We start from the raw sequence: 18,008 nt of genomic DNA on the forward strand, positions 1-18,008 counted from the left end.
GGACAGAGCCTAGCGCGGGAAAGGCTCCGCAACAAACGCTGCGACCTCAGAACGGTTCCTGAACCGCTGGGGTCAGCCATGCGCGGTCGGCCGGCCGCAACATGCAATCGCATGTGATGTCAATGACATGAAAGCGGGAGCGGCGCCCTTCTCTCCGGTCGAGGCGATTGCTAATCTGCACGAAAATATTGGATCAACAGGATCCGGGCCCGGGAGTAAACCGAGATGCGCTTGAAGGACAAGGTTGCGATCGTCGTCGGCGCGGGGCAGAGCCCGGGCGAGGGCATGGGCAACGGCCGCGCCACTGCGCTCACGTTCGCGCGGGAGGGTGCCAAGGTCTTGTGCGTCGATCATCATCTGGACTCGGCGCAGGAGACGGTCGCGATGATCACGGCGAAGCAGGGCACAGCCGCAGCCTTCAAGGCCGACGTGACCAAAGCCGCCGACATCAAGGCGATGGTCGCGGACGCGCAATCGCGCTGGGGCCGGATTGACGTGCTGCACAACAATGTCGGCGTCAGCCTCGCCGGCGGCGATGCAGAATTGCTGCAACTGACCGAAGAAGCGTTCGACCGCGTCGTCGCCATCAATCTGAAGAGCTGCATTCTCGCCGCGAAAGAGGTGATCCCGATCATGCGCACGCAGAGAGGCGGCGCCATCATCAACATCTCCTCGATGGCGGCGATCACGACCTACCCTTACGTCGCCTACAAGGCGACGAAATCGGCGATGATCGCCTTCACCGAACAGCTCGCCTACCAGAATGCCGAATACGGCATCCGCGCCAATGTCATTTTGCCCGGCCTGATGAACACGCCGATGGCCGTCGATACCCGCGCCCGCGAATGGCACAAGACCCGCGCCGAAGTCGAAGCCGAACGCGACAGCAAGGTGCCGCTGCGCAGGAAGATGGGCACCGGATGGGACGTCGCGAATGCCGCGCTGTTCCTGGCTTCAGATGAAGCGAGCTTCATCACCGGCGTGACGCTGCCGGTGGATGGCGGTGCGAGCGTGAGACGGGGGTAGGGTTCTCTTTCTCCTTCTCCCCTTGTGGGAGAAGGTGGCGCGAAGCGCCGGATGAGGGGTTCTCTCCAATCGCCCAACCGTTCGTGAGGATGGAGACCCCTCACCCGTCACGCCGCTTCGCGGCGAGCCACCCTCTCCCACAAGGGAAGAGGGGGCAGCGTCACGCGGCGCGCTCAGCGCGAATACGTCACCCGCCAGATCGTGCCGTTGCCATCCTCCGACACCAGCAGCGATCCGTCCTTCGCCACGGCAACGCCAACCGGCCGTCCCCACACTTCAGTGTCGCTCACGACGAACCCCGTGACGAAATCCTCGTACTCGCCCGTCGGCTTGCCGTCCTTCATGCGGATGCGGATCACCTTGTAGCCGGTGCGCTTCGATCTGTTCCAGGAGCCGTGCTCGGCGGCGAAGGCGTCGCCCTGGTACTCGGGCGGAAACTGCGTGCCCTGATAGAAGGTCATGCCGAGCGAGGCCGAATGCGGCTGGATCAGCACGTCGGGGACGGTCACCTTGTCCTTGAGGTCCGGCCGCGCGCCGGCGTGGCGCGGGTCTTCATTGTTGCCGATATAGAACCAGGGCCAGCCGTAGAAGCCGCCCTCCTTCACGCTGGTCACGTAATCGGGCACGAGATCGTCGCCGAGGCCGTCGCGCTCGTTGGTCGAGCACCAGGGCAGGCCAGTCTGCGGCTGGATCGCAAGACCAACGCAATTGCGGAGGCCCGTGGCGTAGATCTTCCGCTTCTTGCCATCGGGATTGAAGGCCAGCACGGCGGCGCGCTCCGTCTCGCTGGCCCAGGCAGCGCCAAGCGGTTGCGCTTTCGACCACGCCTCCAATCCACCCGGCGGCGTGCCCATGCCCTCGGCGACGTTGCTGAGTGAGCCAACCGACACCAGCATGCGTTTGTTGTCGGGCGTGAACACGATGTCTCGGGTGGAATGTCCGCCGTCATGCGGCAGGCTTGCCACGATCGTTTCCGCCTTGCCGCGTGCCTTGAGATCGCCGGCCTGGTAGGGAAAGCGAACGACGCTGTCGGTGTTGGCGACATAGACCCATTGCGGGTTGTCACCGTCCGGAAAGAAGGCGATGCCGAACGGCTGCCTCAGGCCGCCGGCAAACACCTCGTTGGTCGCGGCCTTGCCGCCATCGCCCGCGCGCAGCACGCGGATGGTGCCGGCCCGTGTCTCCGCGACAAAGACATCCCCATTCGGCGCGACCCGCACGATGCGCGGCGCGCGCAGGCCTTCGGCGAACAGCTCGATCTTGAATCCGGCCGGGACCCGGAGCGCGGCCTCCGGTGGGCGCGGCACCACACGCGACGAGCTCGCAACGGAGCGCGTCGCGCCGGGCCTGACCAGATCCTGTGGCCGGATCAACCTGACCGTGCCGGGCTTGTCGGCCCGCCAATCGCCGTAGGCATCCTTGCCCTGCAGCACCGGCTCACCTTGTGCGCTGGTGGCAGCCGCGACCAGCAATCCCGCGAACATCGCAACGGACCATATTCTGTCTTTCACGTCTTTCTCCCGGCCTGCGCGTCTCAACGTCAACATGCGACGATCCGCAAACGTTCTGCGGCAGGTCATGCGCCTGCCGAATCCGACATCAGTTCATGCCCGCACGATGGGCATCAGCCGCGGCCCATCGTACTGGAAAATGCGGCTGATCGGTGCGACACATTGGTGGGGCGCGATTGCCGGTTGTTCAAAGCTGCGGCATTGGTGTCGCGACTGATCGGGGTGATCATGTGGGGATCCGTCATATCGGAATGGGCGAGCCTGCTGCTGCGCTGGCTGCACGTGGTGGCGGCGATTGCTTGGATCGGCAGTTCCTTCTACTTCATCGCCCTCGACCTCGGTCTCAGGCCCAAGAGCGACCCGCCGGGCGACCTGCCTGACGGCGTGCAGGGCGAAGCCTGGCAGGTCCATGGCGGCGGCTTCTATCGGATCATGAAATATCTGGTCGCACCGAGCCAGATGCCGGACGAGCTGACCTGGTTCAAATGGGAGGCCTACACCACCTGGCTGTCCGGCTTCGCGCTGATGGTGGTGGTGTATTATCTCGAGGCCGATTTGTTCCTGGTCGACAGATCGATCCTCGACCTTACGCCATTCCAGGCGGGCCTGTTCAGCTTCTTCAGCCTCGCGCTGGCGTGGCTGCTTTATGAGGCTGCCTGTCGCACTGGGCTTGCGCGGCGCGAGCTGCCCTTTGCCATCGGCGGCTATCTGTTCCTGGTCGCGCTGACCTACGCCTTCACGCATGTGCTGAGCGGCCGCGGCGCCTTCAACCAGATCGGCGCGATCATCGGCACCATCATGGTCGCCAACGTCTTCGCGCTGATCATCCCGAACCAGAAGAAGATCGTAGCCAGCCTGATCGCGGGACAGGCGCCTGATCCCAGGCTCGGCAAGGCCAGCAAGGAACGCTCGGTCCACAACAACTATCTGACGCTACCCGTGGTCGTGCTGATGATCAGCAACCACTATCCCCTGCTCTACGCCACGCGCTTCAACTGGATCATCGTCGCGATCATCCTGGCACTCGGCCCCGTGATCCGCCACTTCTTCAACGCGCGGCATGCGGGGCGCAAATCGCCGTGGTGGGTGTGGGGCGTGGCAGCGGTTGGCGTGATCGCGATCCTGTTCCTCTCCGCCGCCGGACCGCGCGACGTCAAGACCAGCGCCCTGCCGGCGCAGCCGACGCTCGCCAATGTCGAGGAGATCGTGATGTCCCGCTGTAGCATGTGCCACGCCGCCGAGCCGGTCTGGGCCGGTATCGTCGCCGCACCGAAAGGGATACTGCTCGACGCGCCCGAGCACATCCATCGCAACATCCGGCTGATCGGCCGCGTCGCGGCTTGGTCCAATGCGATGCCGCCGGGCAACATCACCGAGATGACCAGTGAGGAGCGCGCCATCCTCGCCGCTTACATCGAGCAGGCCCGTTGATGCCGCCGCGCATCGACAGCATTTCGCAGAATGAAATTTCCGCATGTTTCGCTGAATTGAAAATGACTTGACCGTCTATCAGGCGTAGACATGACCGGCAGCCGCCGGAGCGGCCCAATTCAGCTCGCAATCGGGGAAAGAACAGTGGCCCTCAAGAACGTCATCGGTATCGACCACGCCGTGGTCATGGTGAAGGACCTCGACAAGGCCGCCGAGAACTATCGGCAGCTCGGCTTCACCGTCTCCCCGCGCGGCACCCACAGCGTCCATATGGGCACGGGCAACTACACCATCATGTTCGATCCCGACTATATGGAGCTGCTCGGCGTGCTCGCTACGACCGAGCTCAATGCCCCGGCGCGCGCTTTCCTCGACAAGCACGGCGAAGGCATCGAGCGCATCGCCTTCACCGCGGTCGATTCGGCCGCAGGTGCCGAAGAGATCCGTGCACGGGGCCTGGAGCCGATCGGCCCGACCGATTTCGAACGGCCCGTGACGCTGCCGAATGGCACGGTCTCGGCGGCAAAATTCCGCACCTTCATGTGGCCGACCGTGGAGGCGCCGGGCGGCGTCCGCATCTTCGCCTGCCAGCACAAGACCCGCGAGACGGTGTGGATTCCTGAATTGATGAAGCATGCCAATGCAGCCAGGCGGATCAAGCAGACGCTGATCGCAACGCCTGAGCCCGCGAAAGAAGCTGCGCACCTCGGCCAACTGATCGACCGCGAGCCGAAGGCAGAGGCGGACGGCGCGGTCACCGTGCCCTCCGGCGGCGATCGCGCCGACTTCGTCTACCTGACGCTGGACCAGCTCGCCAAACGCTATCCCGGCGTGCCGCTCGCGGGCCTCTCCGAGCGCGGCGGCGCGGCGCTGGTGCTCATCAGCGGCGACCTCGCGGCAACCGAGAAGGCGCTCGGTTCGGCAGCCATGCGCAGCGGGGGCGCCATCTGCGTGCCGCCGGCCAAGGCCAACGGCACCCTGCTCGCCTTCGTTGCCGGCCGATCTGAACCAATTCTTTAGCGTTCAGGGTCCAAGCGCATGTTCAAAGAGGGATCGGCGATCGCCTATGACGCGCCGGCCGAGCCGAAGAAGTGGCCGTCGGCGAAAGGGTAGAGGCAGAAGGACCGAGGCCCGCCCTATCTCGTCTACAGCGGCACGCTCGCCGACTGCGTCCGCGAGTTGAGGGGCAAGCCGATCAAGGCCACCTCGCTCTACGACATCATGACGAGGCCGCAACCGGCCTTCCAGACCGTGCTGCGGCCCGGCGACGCCGCCGAGATCGCGATGCGCAAGGATTTTCCCAAAGATCAGTTCGAGGTCCGCCCGCCGGTCGGTCTGCTCCGCTGCTTGGAGGAGGATTCCGTCGGCGCATCGAGGAAGACGACGGGTGTACCGCGCTTCACGTTCTCGCCGAGCACACGAGCGTCCCAATTGGTGAGCCTGATGCAGCCGTGAGACGCGGACTTGCTGACCCTGTCGGGCTCTGCCGTTCCATGAATGCCGTAGCCCTGCGCCGACAAGCCGATCCAGTACGAACCCACCGGATTGTTCGGCCCCGGCTTGATGTCGAACGGCCTTTTGGATTTGACACTCTTGAACTTGTACTCGGGATTGTAGTGATAGGTCGGCTGCTCGTTGGTGCCGGTTACCTTCAACGTCCCCGTTGGCGTCGGGCGGTCCGGACTGCCGATTGACGCCGGATAGAACGCGATGAGACGACCGGTCTCGTCGAACGCCTTCAGTGTTGCGTTCGTCTTGTCGATCTCGACCCGCGCAATCCGCGGAAGCTCCCGTCGCGCCGGAACATTGGCCACGACAATCGTCTCGCCGGCTTTGTCGAAGGCCTTTCTTGGATTGAGCGCCTTCAACAGCTCCTCGCTCATGTGGAATTTTTCCGCGAGCCCTTCGAGCGGACTGGTGTAGCTCAGCGCCTCCAGCGACTTCATGTCATCGAGCTTGGCCGGCAGCTTTTTGAGGAACGGCCCCTTCACATCTGCTTCGGTGATCTTGTAGTCGACGACGACAGGACCTTCGCTCGCCGTGCTCAGCCTCTCCCAGAGCTCCGGTGCTATGCCCGCGTCGGATGCGATCCCGTTCTGCTCGGCGAATGCCTTCAGCGCCTTCTGCGCGTTCTCGCCGAATTTGCCGTCGATCTGGCCGGGAGAGAATTGGGCACGATCGAGCAGGATCTGAAGCTTCAACACCGAAGCGTTGATCTTGTCGGTCGCCGGCTGCTTTTCAGGACGCGCAGCATCGTTCACCGCTGCTGCGTCGAAATTGCCCGCGAATGCCGGGCAGAGCAACCAGAGCGACATCACCGCGCCAAGCATCCATCGCACCATGATCGCTCTTCCCAGCTCGCAACAGCGATCCGCAAAGCCGCGGAGAGTTTCTCATCAGGAACACCGTAGTAGCACCGACGGAACCCATAAGACCGCAGCTTTGCCGCAATCGCGCGGTTAAGAACTCCTTATCGCCGGCGCATCGCTGGCCGCTCACCCCACAGTTCGAGGTTGCCCCAGTAATGCGATTTGTCGTCGCGGCTTGCGCCGCATTTCTAATTCTGATGTGCGATCTCGATCCGTCGGCGTCCCGGCAAACATCAACATTCGACACCACTGTTCTTCAGAACAATCATGCCTTGCCACTTGTTCCGGTGGTCGAGCTCTTCCTTGCCAGCGTGCAGGCCATCGAGCTCGCCAATGCACGCGCGGCCTATGAGGAGAAGAGCGATCCGCCACGCGCGAGCGAAACCGTCGCCGAGGGGCCCGTTTCACCGACAGACCGGTTCTGCCACGCGCTTCGTGAGGCAGCCGAAACCAGCGGCATTCCGGTGCCGTTCTTCGCGCGCCTCATCTGGCAGGAGAGCCGCTTCAAGTCCAACGAGGTTAGCCACGCCGGCGCGCAGGGCGTCGCGCAATTCATGCCCGAGACCGCCGCCGAAGTCGGGCTCGACGATCCGTTCGATCCCATGAAGGCGCTGCCGGCATCGGCAAAATTCCTGCGCAAGCTCCGTGACGATTTCGGCAATCTGGGCCTCGCAGCCGCCGCCTACAACGCAGGCCCCGGCCGCATCCAGAAGTGGCTTGCGAAGGAGAGCGAGCTGCCGCGAGAGACACGCGACTATGTCCGCATCATCACCGGGACCAGGGCCGACGACTGGACCGAGCGCGCGGAAGCGCTTGCGATTCGGATCGACCTGCCGCGCGAAGCGCCGTGCGAAGGCGTCGGCAGCCTCTCGAAAGCCAGGGATGTCGCCTGGGTTCCGGTCAACCTGACGCCTTCGGTCACGACCATCATTCGCAAGGGCGAACAGCTTGCCGCACGGCTGACCGCGAACCGCGCCCGCAAGCGGTTCGCGACCTTGCTCCGGAAGAACACTTCGGCTCACGGCAACGCGCGCAGCATGATTGCAGCACGCGCGGCCGGAAAGAGCGCGAAGACCCGCGCTATCCGTTTCGCGGCGCGCGAACGGACTTCGGGCTGATGCTCTGATTCGGAAGTCGCTCGACAGAGCGACTTCCGATCGGCGGGAGGCTAGTCGATCTCCTCGATCACGCGACGCTCGCGCGGCTCGATGACGTAGGTGCGCGTGTCACGGTGGATGTAGCGATATTCCCGCAGGTCCGGCGCATCGTGATAGACGGTGCTCGGAAATTCTTCCACCTCGACGCTCTCAGGAACGCGGTCGCCGACACGAATCTCGGTGCGTGCCGTGCTGCCGGTGGTCTGCCGTTCGCTCCGTCCTTCGGTGCGGGTCTTCACATGCTTGCGGATCGCTTCACGATCGCGATCTGAGAACTTGCTGGCGCTACGCTCGCGCGTGGTCGTCGTTGTTGCGGTGGACTGCCCCGAATATGGCAGCACCGTCACGATCTTGTAGGTCGCCGGATCGACCACGACGATCTGATCCTTCACCAGCGCGAAGCTGTAGCCGCGATATTGCGGCACGATCTCGACGACGTCAGGCGGCAATGTCGAGAGATGCACGTCGCGCGGCACCACGGTGCCGACATTCAGCGAGAAATTCACACTGGTCAGCGGCCGCACGTTCAGGCGCGAGATCGAGGTACTGATCTTGGTCTCCTGCTGCTTGTTGAGGTTGACGTCGGTCTGAGCGGCCGCCTGTGAATTGGTGCCGGACCGCTCGCCCTGCGCCTGATTGCTGGCTGGCGCATTCGGCGACTGTTGCGCCTGGTTGGCCCCAGATGCCGCGGGCGCCTGCTGAGCCTGATTGGCCGGCGGCGGATTGGACCGATCCTGCGCCTGGTTCGTGTTCGCCGGTGGCGGGTTGGCGCCCTGCTGCGTCGCAGGCTGGTTGCCGGCCGTGTTCGAGCCTGCCGCGCCGCTCTGCGGCCGCGTGGACGTGTCCGCGCTGTTGGCAGCATTTGAGGTGCCGGAACCGGAGTTCGCAGACCCGGAAGGCGGTGCGCTTGTCTGCGCATTCTGCGCCGAGCTTCCTGTCGGCGGTGATTGCTGCGGTTGCGATGTGGTCGACTGCTTGTCAGCCGCGCCCGATGGCGAGGTGGTGGACGGCGCGGTGGAATTTGATTGGGATTGCGGTGTCTGCTCGGACTTCGTGGTCGTGCTTGGCGATTGCGCAAGAGCGGCGCTCGCCAGCACCAGCCCTAAGGCGGTGGTTGCCAACAGGCGGATCATGGTTCACTCCATTTTATCAAATGAACATTGGCTACTAACTTGCGTTAAAACGCTCTGTTCCACTTTTTCCCGAGAGAAGGACAGACCGCCGCCACGGAACTGCGATGCCATCGAAGAGCGCCGGAATCATCGCCTATCGGAAGGGCCGCAGACTCGAGGTTCTCCTCGTTCATCCCGGAGGCCCGTTCTGGCGCAACAAGGATCTCGGTGCATGGTCGATCCCGAAGGGGGAGTATGCGGGCGAAGAAGATGCGGAAATCGCCGCGCGGCGGGAGTTTGCCGAGGAGCTTGGACTCGAGCTGTCCGTGCCGCTGATCGCGCTTGGAGAGGTCAGGCAGCGCGGCGGCAAGCTCGTCACCGCGTTCGCAGCCGAGTTCGACATCGACACGCGCAGCATGCGTAGCAACACGTTCGAGATTGAATGGCCGCCACGCAGCGGCAAACGGCAGACCTTCCCGGAGGTCGACCGTGCCGAATGGTTCGCGCTCGAAGAGGCGAAGGAGAGGATCAACGCAGGACAACGCCCGCTGCTTGATCGGCTGAAGCGACTGGCCAGCGGCGAATAGGCGCGCCGCTCAGACCGGCTTGTCGTCGCTTGCGGGAGAGGGTTGGGGAGAGGGTGTCTCCGCATTGGGAGTCCCCGAGAGGAAAATGCCCTCACCCGGCGCTACGCGCCGACCTTCCCGCAAGCGGAAGCGGTTAAGGGAGGCCCGCAGCGCGATCATGCGCAAACGCAAGCCTCCCTATTCCGCCTTGATGCTCGCGGCCGCCACGACGTCGGCGAGCTCCTTGGTCTCCTTCGCGATCTTGGCGGCGTACTCAGTCGGGCTGAGCACCGAGACCACGCCCTGCGAGCCGAGCTTATCCTCGACCGACGGATCCTTGGCAGCAGTGATGATCTCCCGGTGCAGCGTCTCAAGGATCGGGGCGGGTGTCGCCTTCGGCATGAAGAAGCCGACCCAGAACGAGATGTCGAAGCCGGGATAGCCGGCTTCCGCGACGGTCGGCACATCAGGCAGCGACGGCAGCCGCTCGGCTGAGGACACCGCGAGGGCGCGCAGCTTGCCGGCCTTCACCAGCGGCACCGCGGAGAGCGGATCAAACACCGCCAGCACCTCCTGAGCGAGCAGGCCGACCTCGGACGCCGAACCTCCGCGATAGGGCACATGGATCATCTTGATGCCGGCCTTCTGGCTGAGCAGCTCCATGGCGAGATGGGCGAGGTTGCCGTTGCCGCCCGAGCCGTAGGCGAGCGCGCCGGGCGCGGCCTTCGCGGCGGCGACGAGATCGGCCACCGATTTGATGTTCGCCGTCTTGGGATTCTCGGGATTGACGACGAGCACGAGCGGCGCCGAGACCACGGTGGTGAGCGGCGCGAAGTCTTTCTCCGGATCGTAGCGGATATCCCTGAACAGCGTCTTGTTGAGCGTGATTGTGGACGAATTGCAAGCGAGGATAGTGTAGCCGTCCGCGTCCGCGCGCGCGACGCCTTCGGCCGCGATCATGCCGTTGGCGCCGGCGCGGTTCTCGACCACGAAGGGCTGTCCGAGCTTGTTGCTTAAGCGATCGCCGATGATGCGCGCGACGACGTCGACCGGGCCGCCGGCGCTGAAGCCGACCATGATCTTGACCGGCCGCGCCGGATATTTCTGCGCGAGCGCCTGTGTCGTCACGCACAATCCGGCGACAATCGCCAGCAGGCGAAGCGTTCGTTGCATTCGTTCCCTCCCCAGACCTCATCGCGCCGCTTGTGCATGCTTGTTGGTGCGACGCGCTCGTAGATCATGATGAGCGGCTCCGCCAAAATTCGCAATCACGTTTGCACACCGGCATTCCGCCGCGCGGCACGAGAGAGCAGCTCTGCAACAAAAAATGCGAAAACAACCCCATGCACAGTAGCCGACCGCTGTCGGAACAAGGGCTTGCGCAGGACGAGCGGAGTTTCTGGTATTACGAAATCGAATTGACTCGTCGGGCAAAACACTGGCAGAATATCATCATCGCAGCAGCCGTGAGCGTCCAGGCCGGTCCAGCCCCCGGGCACATCGAGCTGGCTGCGCGTAAGCCCTTCATCGACATCTGAAAATCGCAATCACCGCGCGCCGAGCGCGACCCGCCTTCGCGCGGCAAGCGCTCGCGCCTCTTCCGGCAAGGAACCCAGGACATGACGACATCTCTCAATTGCACCAGCACGGCACCCACCGCGGCAACAACGGATCGCAGCAGAGCCACGCCTCGCATCAAGCTCACCCGACGGCGCTTGACGATCCAACATCCCGACCCGCAAGCTGGCGAGCGGCTGCTGGCCGAGGCGCTCGGTGCCGTCGATCGCGACGCGCTGCATGGCATTCTCAAGCAATTGCTCAAGGCCAGCGTGATCAACCAAAAGCCGGACGAGGCCAATCTCGCCTTCATGATCTCGATGATGAAGAGCATCGGGCCCAGGGATTCCATCGAAACCATGCTGATGGCGCAGATGGTGTCCGTCCACGTCGCGGCGATGCGCTCCGCCTTTCGCCTCGCTCTCACCGAGAATCTTCAGCAGCAGGAAGGCATCACCCGTGCATTGACCCGGTTGGCCCGCACGTTTGCAGCCCAGACCGAGGCGCTCAGCCGCCACCGCAGCAATGGCGAGCGCGCCATCACGGTGCAGAACGTGTCGGTGCAGGACGGCGGCAGCGCTATTGTGGGCAACGTCACCCAGCATGCGAGCGTGATCGTTGCGCAGCCAGGCGCGGCCGAGGCAGAAGCGGTCCCGGCACGCGAGGGCGGACAAGGCGGACTCGGCGTGGAAAACGACGCGAGCGCATGAGCAGCGAACACGTCCGCAACACGGATGCAATGCAGTCGAGCCTGCGCTGCGGCGCACGGACGCGCAGCGGCACCGTCTGTCGTGCGCCGGCAATGCACGGCAAGGTCCGCTGCCGCATGCACGGCGGCGCACGGAGATCCGGCGCGCCGAAGGGAAATCAGAATGCGCGGAAGCATGGAATGTTCACAAAGGATAGCGCCGCCGAGCGACGGCAGGTTCAGGTCTTGCTGGATGAAGCATGGAAGCTTCTGAATGACCTAAAGTAAGTTGCGTGCGCCCGACGTGTCAGATGGTCCGTGGGAGGTCAGTCAGATGCGCTGTCGCTCCCGAGAATCGTGCCATGGGCACGCCATCGCCACGTCATGAATTCGTCGCCTTCGGCGACCTGCTCCGGAGGAACGACCGCCAGCGATTTTTGTTGGCGGCCTATCAGGGATGGAGGTTTCCAATGAGAGTTAGCGACGCAATGACCCACGACGTGCAGCTTTGCACACCCCAAGACACCATCAGGGAGGCCGCCGAGGCGATGGCGGCGCTCAATGTCGGGCTGTTGCCCGTCACCGACGATGACCGCCTGGTCGGAATGATCTCGGATCGCGATATCGCCACGCGAGGTGTCGCGATGGGCTTGGGACCGGATGCGCCGGTCCGTGACGTCATGACGGCAGATGTCAAATATTGCTTCGAGGACCAGGACATCGACGAGGTCACCCGCAACATGGCCGACATCCAGGTGCGGCGGCTGCCCGTGCTCAATCGAGACAAGCGGCTGGTCGGCATCATCTCGCTCGGCGACATCGCCGTGTGCAAGCCGGGCGACGGTGCCGCGAAGGCGCTGCACGGGATTTCACAGGCAGGCGGACAGCACGCGGGCGCGATCTCCGGCTGAAGCACCGTCGCGCCTCCCGAGGCGTTTGAAGGGGCAGCAAGATCAGCCACAGTCAGGCGGCGTCGCGAAGGAACTGGACAGGCTGCCCGGCTGCGCGCCGAACCAAATCGACGAGCGTAGGAGAACCGGCATGGGAACCGAGATCGCCTGGGTCGGCAATTGGCGAAATCAATTCGGCTCCATCTTGCGCATCACTAATGATGCGAACGGCCGCATCGAGGGGAATTTCGAGACCGCGCTCGAAGACAGCGGCTTTTACGGGCAAGCGGTGCCGATCACCGGGTTTCACAAGGGCAATTGCATCGCCTTTGTCGCGGTGGGCTCGTCTGCGACGGGCGATCGGGCCGTCTCCTATACCGGACTGTTGCGTCACGGAAAGATGGAGACCGCCTGGTTCGTGATTACAGACCAAGCGCTGAGCGCCTCCAGCGAGGGCGAGCCGGCGAAGCTGAAACCGGTGAATTGGTGGCGCGCCGTTACAACGAACGTCGATACGTTCGAACGGAGCTAGCGCTCAGCCCCGGATCCGACGATCCTGGTCGACAAACGACCCGAGGGTGCCCCAAACGGTGCGGCCACATGTCCGATCTCGTGCTGAACGATGCACGGCTGCCCCTCGCCGCCTCAAGCCCGATCTCCATACATCGAGCTAAGTCATGCGCTCGCCAGCGGCAGGGCTAGCGCGGCGTGATCTCATTGACGGCAGCAATCTGCAGCCCAGCCCCGTTCAGCGCTTCAGTGATCTGCTTGGCCAGCAGCTTGGCTTCTTCGGCTCCGATTTGGGCGTCAGGATGTCCCTTGAAGAACGCACAAATCGTCGTGGCTATGATGGTATTCACCTGGTGCGGATCAACCATTTGCTGCACGCGAAATTGCGAACGACTTCACCGGATCGGCGGTGCGTCAGCCTGCAGGACCGAGACGGTCATCGCAAGCCAAAGAACGAAAGAATGGCCGCGATCACAACGACTAGCCCTATGAGGTAAATCAGGCCGTTCATCGCAATTCTCCTTTTCGACGGGATGACTCGAATTTATTCGAGAGTCGTGGGCGCGTTCTTGGCATTACACTGCTGAACGGCCAGCTTCTCGAGCTCCACTTCCTTCTCTATGGCCGTTAGAGAGTTGCCGATCTTGTCGACGATCCTGACCAAATCGGTAGCTGAGATGCGAAGCCGCCTGCGTACAGACTTGACCTGCTCTGCGTTCGCAAGATCGAGCGTTGTGCGAATGGGCCGTGGCGGTTTTGAGGACAGCATGAGTAGGTCTCCTGACCGAGGTAAGAGCGACGATGTCTTTTTGGTTCCTATCGTCCGCCGATCGGAAGGCCACTCAAGAGCTGAGTACGGCAAGGCGGCGAATGGCAGCCGTCGCGGGCGCCGCGGAGCCCGCTACGACAGGTTCAGATGGCTGCCGTTATCCGCGCGGCGTAACGCCATGGCCTGTTGCCGCGCCGCGAACGGTTTCGAAGGTAGCCCGTTGCAGCGCGGCTCGCCTCTCGGCAATGGCATTGCTCAAGAGGTCGAGCACCAGCCCGAATGCCGCGAGCTCCTCTTCCTCGATAGCACCGTCATCGTAGCACTCGAGCGTCTCGGCGATGATGGCATCGGCCTCACGCTGCAGGGCAAGTAGTTCCTGGTTGGATTCCGCGGTCCGCGCGCTGGAAACCATGGCCAGGATTCTCTTGCGATGGCTGGTGTTATCGTCCCTTTCGTCGCGGTTCAAATAGCGGCGCAACCAGGCGGCGGCCGAGCCGATTCCGGAGAGAAGCAGGAGCCCGAACCAGAAGTAATCGCCATAGCGGTCGAGGAAGGTGCGTTCGTTGCCATCAATGACGGCCGCCGCTCCCCGATGTACCTGCAGCTCGGGGTCCTTCTCGAGGTCCGGCTTGGTGATGTGTGCCGCACCGGGGACCTGCCTCGCAATCGCCTGACGAACGGCAAAGAGCTGCCGGAAAAACGCGGCGACCGTCGTTTCGGACAAGGTCTTTCTCGCCACGATGAGGTGGCTGACGCTGACCGTCTCAACTTTGTCATCCGGCCAAGCCGGATCCGCATTGAAGACGCTGGGCGGAATCTCCTCGGTTTCATAGCGGGGGTGCTTCAGGGCGATCGCTTCCGATGTCTCGATGGGGAGAAACTTCGGCTCGCCGCGCACCCGCGCCGTTGCGGCCACGGCATCGGATGTGATCTTGCTGTCGAGGGGCCCGACCGCCATGAATGCATCGAGGGTGAGATCGCGTGCTAGTTCCTCGATTTGGTCAGTGCCAAATTGCGCGACCGCGACCTTGTCCGCCTGTACTCCGGACGCGCTCAGGATGACCCGCAGCAACGCGGCGTTCACCGGGGTCCGCCCGATCACGCCGACACGGCGTCCGGCGAGATCGGCGACTTCCTTGATTTTCGGCGAGGGTTTTCTTTTGGAGCTCTTGCCGGCAAGTCCAGACGGCGCCCATAGCACGACGAAATTCTTACGCACGACTGCAACGGTCTGCGCCTCGGCGGGCATTTCCAGATCGCCGCGGCCGACGGCAAGATCTGCCTTGCCTGCCCCAAGCAGGGCGAGAGACTCCACCGCCCCTTCGGTCTTGATCAGAGCCAGCCTGGTCGTTCGGCTTTCGCTGCCGAAGGCATCGGCCATCGCCTGAATTGTTCTGTAGTCGTCGCTGCCGGGCGGTCCGACGGCGATCCGCAGAATGTCCGGCCGTAACGCGTAATAGAGTGCACCCGCCGCAACGCCAAAAACAAGAAATCCAACGGCGAGGACCAACAGTAAGGAATTGCTCCTTCTCCGCTCTCGGCGGGCCGCGTCGCTGGTCGTCTGACTTGGACTCTCGGACGAAGACATTGCCGCTGCCGCCGCAGATCATGGCGCACCTGCCTGGCAGGATACCACGTTTTTCCTGAGTATAACGTCCTGGCGGCCGTCCTGGTTCACAAACCGTCCGAGGCCTGAACGCCTGCCAAGCGCGTCGTCGTGACGGCCGGCGCTCGGCAAGCGCCATGCTGATTGCCGGCTGTCTGCACCTGGTCATTTCGCGCGGTGATCAAGAAGCCACATTCCGGAATGAGGGGGTCCCGCTGCCGCCATTGGCGTCCGCCCGACGATCATGTACGCCGATCCGAAACCTTCCAGGGACGGGACGCTCATGACGACCGCTGCCACGGGAGATGGCACCCGCGCGCTGATCTTCGCGCTGCTCGCGCTCGCCTGCGGGCACATGCTTTCCACGTTGCTGCGCACGATTCCTGCGGTCAGCCTCGACCTGATGGCGGCGGATTTCCATATCGAGCCGCAGGCGCTCGCCAGCCTCACCTCGGTCTATCCTTTCGCCTTTGCCGCGGCGCAGATCCCGGTCGGGGCGGCGATGGACCGCTTCGGTGTGCGCCCCGTTTCGCTCAGCCTGCTCGCGGGAACCGTCATCGGCGCCATCGCGTCGGGGTTTGCGGCCGGACCTGCGAGCTTTGCCGTCGGGCAGGTGCTGCTCGGCGTTGCCACCTCGGGCATGCTGATGTGCCCGATGACGCTGGCGGCCAAGCAATTGTCGGCAAGTCGCTTCGGCCTATGGTCTGGCGCGATCCTCTCGATCGGCAATATCGGCATGCTGCTGTCGTCGAGCCCGCTCGCCTTCGTGGTCGACACTTGGGGCTGGCGCGCAGGGTTCTGGATCTCCGCGGCTGGCGGCGTCGCGGTGGCGCTCGCCGTGTTCGCGCTGGTGCCGCACCAGGCGGCCGAGCACAAGGACGAGTCCTCGCCACTGTCGCAGATGATCGAGGTGCTCCGGCTCGGACTGTCGCGGCCCCTGCGCGGCCTGATCGCACTGGCGCTGGTGTCGCTGGCGACCTCGCTGGTGCTGCGCGGCCTGTGGGGCGGGCCGTGGCTGATGCAGGTCAAGGACCTGTCGCGGGTCGAAGCCGGCAATCAGCTCGGCGCGTTCACGCTGGCGATGATCGCCGGCCCCTTGTGCATCGGTATGATCGACCGCAGGCTGGGCCGCCGCCGCGCGCTTGTGGCAGGCACGCATATGGCCGGGGCGCTGTTATTGGCGCTGATGGCATTGGGGGCACCGCATCACGCGGTTTCCGTGCTGTTCGGCCTTCCGGTGATGCCGCCGCAATACGACTTCGTGCTGTTCGTGCTCATTGGCCTTGCGACCTCTGCGCAGCCGCTGCTGTTCGGCATGTCCCGGCAGCTGGTCGATGCGCAGACAGCGGGCAAGGCGCTCGCAGCCGTGAACCTCGCGTTCTTTCTCGGCGCGGCCTTGATGCAGTCGGTCACCGGTGCGGTGGCGGCGCTCGCCGGGCTGCCGGCGGTGCTGCTGTTCATGGCTGCCATGCTCGCATTCGGCGTGCTGATCTTCTTGGCTTACACCTCGCCAAGCCCATAGGATGACGCGCCCGCTCGCCAAAGGAATCATTCATGCCTGTCGATACCAAAGCCGCCACCGACCGCCTCATGCGCTTCCTCTCTGTCGAGGGCGTAACGGGACAGGAGGCGGCGATCGGGCGTGAGCTCGCGGCCGCGCTGAAGGAGAGCGGCGTGCCGGCGAAGGCGATCCGGCTCGACGATGCCAACACGCGCATTCCCGTGCCGACCGAGACCGGCAACCTCATCGTCGACCTGCCCGGCCGCGGCGCTCTGCACAACCAGCCGCGTATCATGTTCATGACCCACATGGACACCGTGCCGCTCTGCGCCGGCGCCAAGCCGAAGAAATCGGGGCGCAAGATCGTCAACGACGCCAGGACCGCGCTCGGCGGCGACAATCGCTGCGGCTGCGGCGTGCTGGTGACGCTGGCCGCGGAGCTTGCCAGGCAGAAGCCCGATCATCCGCCGATCACGCTGCTGTTCTGCGTGCGCGAGGAGAGCGGGCTCTACGGCGCGCGCCACGTCAAGCTCGACGAGCTCGGCGCGCCGGAGATGGCGTTCAACTATGACGGCGGCTCGGCCTCCAACGTCGTCATCGGCGCGGTCGGCGCCGACCGCTGGACCGTCGAGATCTTCGGCCGCGCCTCCCATGCTGGCGTCGCGCCGGAGCGCGGCATCTCCTCGACGATGATCATGGCGCTCGCGCTTGCCGAGGTGAAGGCCGGCGGCTGGTTCGGCAAGGTGGTGAAGGGCAAGCGGCAAGGCACCAGCAATGTCGGTCCCGTCACCGGCGGCGAGGGCCGCCCCGCCGGCGATGCCACCAATGTGGTCACCGACTACGTGCATGTGCGCGGCGAGAGCCGCAGCCACGACGGAAAATTCTTCAAAGAGATCACCAGGGCCTACAAGGCCGCGTTCGAGAAGGCCGCCAAGAAGGTCACCAACGCGCAAGGCAAGTCCGGTCGCGTCAAATTCAAGGCGGAGACCGACTATTATCCGTTCCGCATGAAGGAGAGCCTGCCCGTGGTCAAACGCGCGATCGCGGCGGTGTCCGCGGTCGGGGGAACCCCGAACGTCCGCGCCGCTAATGGCGGCCTGGATGCCAACTGGATGGTCCGCCACGGCATTCCGACGGTGACCTTCGGCGCCGGCCAGAACGAGGCGCACACCATCGACGAGTGGATCAATCTCGACGAATACGACCGCGCCTGTGCGCTGGCCCTGCAGCTCGCGACGATGCGGTGAGCTGCCTTGCACGGTGCGCGCTTGCGGGGGCCCGCACATCGCCCTAGCCTGCGGGAAAAGCGCAGGAA

19 protein-coding genes are annotated in these 18,008 nt (G+C 64.1%); 12 read left to right on the forward strand and 7 right to left on the reverse strand.

The genetic code is table 11. The annotated features are described in order from the left end of the window. The first annotated feature begins 225 nt into the window (after window positions 1–225). Window positions 226–1,026 (forward strand): SDR family NAD(P)-dependent oxidoreductase, encoded by an 801-nt coding sequence (locus IVA91_RS13265; RefSeq protein ID WP_247279235.1) that lies wholly within the window; start codon window positions 226–228, stop codon window positions 1,024–1,026. Window positions 1,027–1,199: 173 nt separating this feature from the next. On the opposite strand, the gene IVA91_RS13270 is transcribed toward IVA91_RS13265, so the two are convergent. Beyond that, window positions 1,200–2,537, reverse strand: a complete 1,338-nt coding sequence (locus IVA91_RS13270) for a sorbosone dehydrogenase family protein (protein ID WP_247279234.1) — start codon at window positions 2,535–2,537, stop codon at window positions 1,200–1,202. Between the two features lie 228 nt (window positions 2,538–2,765). Between IVA91_RS13270 and IVA91_RS13275 the strand changes: the two genes are divergently transcribed. Continuing rightward, window positions 2,766–3,968, forward strand: a complete 1,203-nt coding sequence (locus tag IVA91_RS13275) for a urate hydroxylase PuuD (RefSeq protein WP_247279332.1) — start codon at window positions 2,766–2,768, stop codon at window positions 3,966–3,968. A gap of 144 nt (window positions 3,969–4,112) precedes the next feature. Continuing rightward, window positions 4,113–4,988: a VOC family protein gene (locus IVA91_RS13280; RefSeq protein WP_247449686.1), complete on the forward strand. Its 876-nt coding sequence runs from the start codon at window positions 4,113–4,115 to the stop codon at window positions 4,986–4,988. 287 nt (window positions 4,989–5,275) lie between these two features. On the opposite strand, the gene IVA91_RS13285 is transcribed toward IVA91_RS13280, so the two are convergent. Beyond that, window positions 5,276–6,310 carry a L,D-transpeptidase family protein gene (locus IVA91_RS13285; RefSeq protein WP_247279232.1) on the reverse strand — a complete coding sequence of 345 codons (1,035 nt, stop codon included), beginning with the start codon at window positions 6,308–6,310 and terminating at the stop codon, window positions 5,276–5,278. A gap of 182 nt (window positions 6,311–6,492) precedes the next feature. Between IVA91_RS13285 and IVA91_RS13290 the strand changes: the two genes are divergently transcribed. Continuing rightward, window positions 6,493–7,455 carry a lytic transglycosylase domain-containing protein gene (locus IVA91_RS13290; RefSeq protein WP_247279231.1) on the forward strand — a complete coding sequence of 321 codons (963 nt, stop codon included), beginning with the start codon at window positions 6,493–6,495 and terminating at the stop codon, window positions 7,453–7,455. 50 nt (window positions 7,456–7,505) lie between these two features. Here IVA91_RS13290 and IVA91_RS13295 read toward each other — a convergent pair whose 3' ends face one another. Further along, the gene (locus tag IVA91_RS13295; protein WP_247279230.1) at window positions 7,506–8,627 is read right to left on the reverse strand and encodes a DUF1236 domain-containing protein; all 1,122 of its coding nucleotides are present in this window, start codon (window positions 8,625–8,627) and stop codon (window positions 7,506–7,508) included. Between the two features lie 104 nt (window positions 8,628–8,731). Between IVA91_RS13295 and IVA91_RS13300 the strand changes: the two genes are divergently transcribed. Then, window positions 8,732–9,193, forward strand: a complete 462-nt coding sequence (locus tag IVA91_RS13300) for an NUDIX domain-containing protein (RefSeq protein ID WP_247279229.1) — start codon at window positions 8,732–8,734, stop codon at window positions 9,191–9,193. A gap of 177 nt (window positions 9,194–9,370) precedes the next feature. Here IVA91_RS13300 and IVA91_RS13305 read toward each other — a convergent pair whose 3' ends face one another. Then, entirely contained in the window at window positions 9,371–10,345 is a 975-nt protein-coding gene (locus IVA91_RS13305; protein ID WP_247279228.1) for a tripartite tricarboxylate transporter substrate binding protein, read from the reverse strand. A 101-nt stretch (window positions 10,346–10,446) separates the two neighbouring features. On the opposite strand from IVA91_RS13305, the gene IVA91_RS13310 reads away from it, so the two are divergent. From IVA91_RS13310 to IVA91_RS13325, 5 genes are all read left to right on the forward strand, one after another. Beyond that, on the forward strand, window positions 10,447–10,710 hold the full coding sequence (locus tag IVA91_RS13310; RefSeq protein WP_247279227.1) for a hypothetical protein: 264 nt from the start codon (window positions 10,447–10,449) through the stop codon (window positions 10,708–10,710). An 81-nt stretch (window positions 10,711–10,791) separates the two neighbouring features. Beyond that, the gene (locus IVA91_RS13315) at window positions 10,792–11,439 is read left to right on the forward strand and encodes a hypothetical protein (protein WP_247279226.1); all 648 of its coding nucleotides are present in this window, start codon (window positions 10,792–10,794) and stop codon (window positions 11,437–11,439) included. Between the two features lie 29 nt (window positions 11,440–11,468). Next, window positions 11,469–11,705, forward strand: coding sequence for an HGGxSTG domain-containing protein (locus IVA91_RS36945; RefSeq protein WP_275974779.1), 237 nt, complete (start codon window positions 11,469–11,471; stop codon window positions 11,703–11,705). A 182-nt stretch (window positions 11,706–11,887) separates the two neighbouring features. Continuing rightward, window positions 11,888–12,328 carry a CBS domain-containing protein gene (locus tag IVA91_RS13320; protein ID WP_247279225.1) on the forward strand — a complete coding sequence of 147 codons (441 nt, stop codon included), beginning with the start codon at window positions 11,888–11,890 and terminating at the stop codon, window positions 12,326–12,328. 25 nt (window positions 12,329–12,353) lie between these two features. Then, on the forward strand, window positions 12,354–12,839 hold the full coding sequence (locus IVA91_RS13325; protein WP_247279224.1) for an avidin/streptavidin family protein: 486 nt from the start codon (window positions 12,354–12,356) through the stop codon (window positions 12,837–12,839). A 166-nt stretch (window positions 12,840–13,005) separates the two neighbouring features. Here IVA91_RS13325 and IVA91_RS13330 read toward each other — a convergent pair whose 3' ends face one another. From IVA91_RS13330 to IVA91_RS13340, 3 genes are all read right to left on the reverse strand, one after another. Continuing rightward, window positions 13,006–13,185 (reverse strand): hypothetical protein, encoded by a 180-nt coding sequence (locus IVA91_RS13330; protein WP_247279223.1) that lies wholly within the window; start codon window positions 13,183–13,185, stop codon window positions 13,006–13,008. Window positions 13,186–13,361: 176 nt separating this feature from the next. Beyond that, window positions 13,362–13,586, reverse strand: a complete 225-nt coding sequence (locus tag IVA91_RS13335) for a hypothetical protein (protein ID WP_247279222.1) — start codon at window positions 13,584–13,586, stop codon at window positions 13,362–13,364. Between the two features lie 157 nt (window positions 13,587–13,743). Further along, on the reverse strand, window positions 13,744–15,174 hold the full coding sequence (locus tag IVA91_RS13340) for a TAXI family TRAP transporter solute-binding subunit (RefSeq protein ID WP_247279221.1): 1,431 nt from the start codon (window positions 15,172–15,174) through the stop codon (window positions 13,744–13,746). Window positions 15,175–15,475: 301 nt separating this feature from the next. On the opposite strand from IVA91_RS13340, the gene IVA91_RS13345 reads away from it, so the two are divergent. After that, window positions 15,476–16,714 carry an MFS transporter gene (locus tag IVA91_RS13345; protein ID WP_247279220.1) on the forward strand — a complete coding sequence of 413 codons (1,239 nt, stop codon included), beginning with the start codon at window positions 15,476–15,478 and terminating at the stop codon, window positions 16,712–16,714. Between the two features lie 32 nt (window positions 16,715–16,746). Further along, complete coding sequence (locus IVA91_RS13350) at window positions 16,747–17,940, forward strand: M20/M25/M40 family metallo-hydrolase (protein WP_247279219.1); 1,194 nt, start codon at window positions 16,747–16,749, stop codon at window positions 17,938–17,940. Window positions 17,941–18,008 lie beyond the last annotated feature (68 nt).

This window comes from Bradyrhizobium sp. 153, from assembly GCF_023073835.1.
Lineage (GTDB): Bacteria > Pseudomonadota > Alphaproteobacteria > Rhizobiales > Xanthobacteraceae > Bradyrhizobium.

Coding starts and splice junctions, on each gene's coding strand:
- IVA91_RS13345 (WP_247279220.1), top strand. CDS start 15,476: ATGACGACCGCTGCCACGGGAGATGGCACCCGCGCGCTGATCTTCGCG.
- IVA91_RS13340 (WP_247279221.1), bottom strand. CDS start 15,174: ATGTCTTCGTCCGAGAGTCCAAGTCAGACGACCAGCGACGCGGCCCGC.
- IVA91_RS13285 (WP_247279232.1), bottom strand. CDS start 6,310: ATGGTGCGATGGATGCTTGGCGCGGTGATGTCGCTCTGGTTGCTCTGC.
- IVA91_RS13305 (WP_247279228.1), bottom strand. CDS start 10,345: ATGCAACGAACGCTTCGCCTGCTGGCGATTGTCGCCGGATTGTGCGTG.
- IVA91_RS13335 (WP_247279222.1), bottom strand. CDS start 13,586: ATGCTGTCCTCAAAACCGCCACGGCCCATTCGCACAACGCTCGATCTT.
- IVA91_RS13295 (WP_247279230.1), bottom strand. CDS start 8,627: ATGATCCGCCTGTTGGCAACCACCGCCTTAGGGCTGGTGCTGGCGAGC.
- IVA91_RS13350 (WP_247279219.1), top strand. CDS start 16,747: ATGCCTGTCGATACCAAAGCCGCCACCGACCGCCTCATGCGCTTCCTC.
- IVA91_RS13265 (WP_247279235.1), top strand. CDS start 226: ATGCGCTTGAAGGACAAGGTTGCGATCGTCGTCGGCGCGGGGCAGAGC.
- IVA91_RS36945 (WP_275974779.1), top strand. CDS start 11,469: ATGCAGTCGAGCCTGCGCTGCGGCGCACGGACGCGCAGCGGCACCGTC.
- IVA91_RS13275 (WP_247279332.1), top strand. CDS start 2,766: ATGTGGGGATCCGTCATATCGGAATGGGCGAGCCTGCTGCTGCGCTGG.
- IVA91_RS13320 (WP_247279225.1), top strand. CDS start 11,888: ATGAGAGTTAGCGACGCAATGACCCACGACGTGCAGCTTTGCACACCC.
- IVA91_RS13300 (WP_247279229.1), top strand. CDS start 8,732: ATGCCATCGAAGAGCGCCGGAATCATCGCCTATCGGAAGGGCCGCAGA.
- IVA91_RS13315 (WP_247279226.1), top strand. CDS start 10,792: ATGACGACATCTCTCAATTGCACCAGCACGGCACCCACCGCGGCAACA.
- IVA91_RS13330 (WP_247279223.1), bottom strand. CDS start 13,185: ATGGTTGATCCGCACCAGGTGAATACCATCATAGCCACGACGATTTGT.
- IVA91_RS13290 (WP_247279231.1), top strand. CDS start 6,493: ATGCGATTTGTCGTCGCGGCTTGCGCCGCATTTCTAATTCTGATGTGC.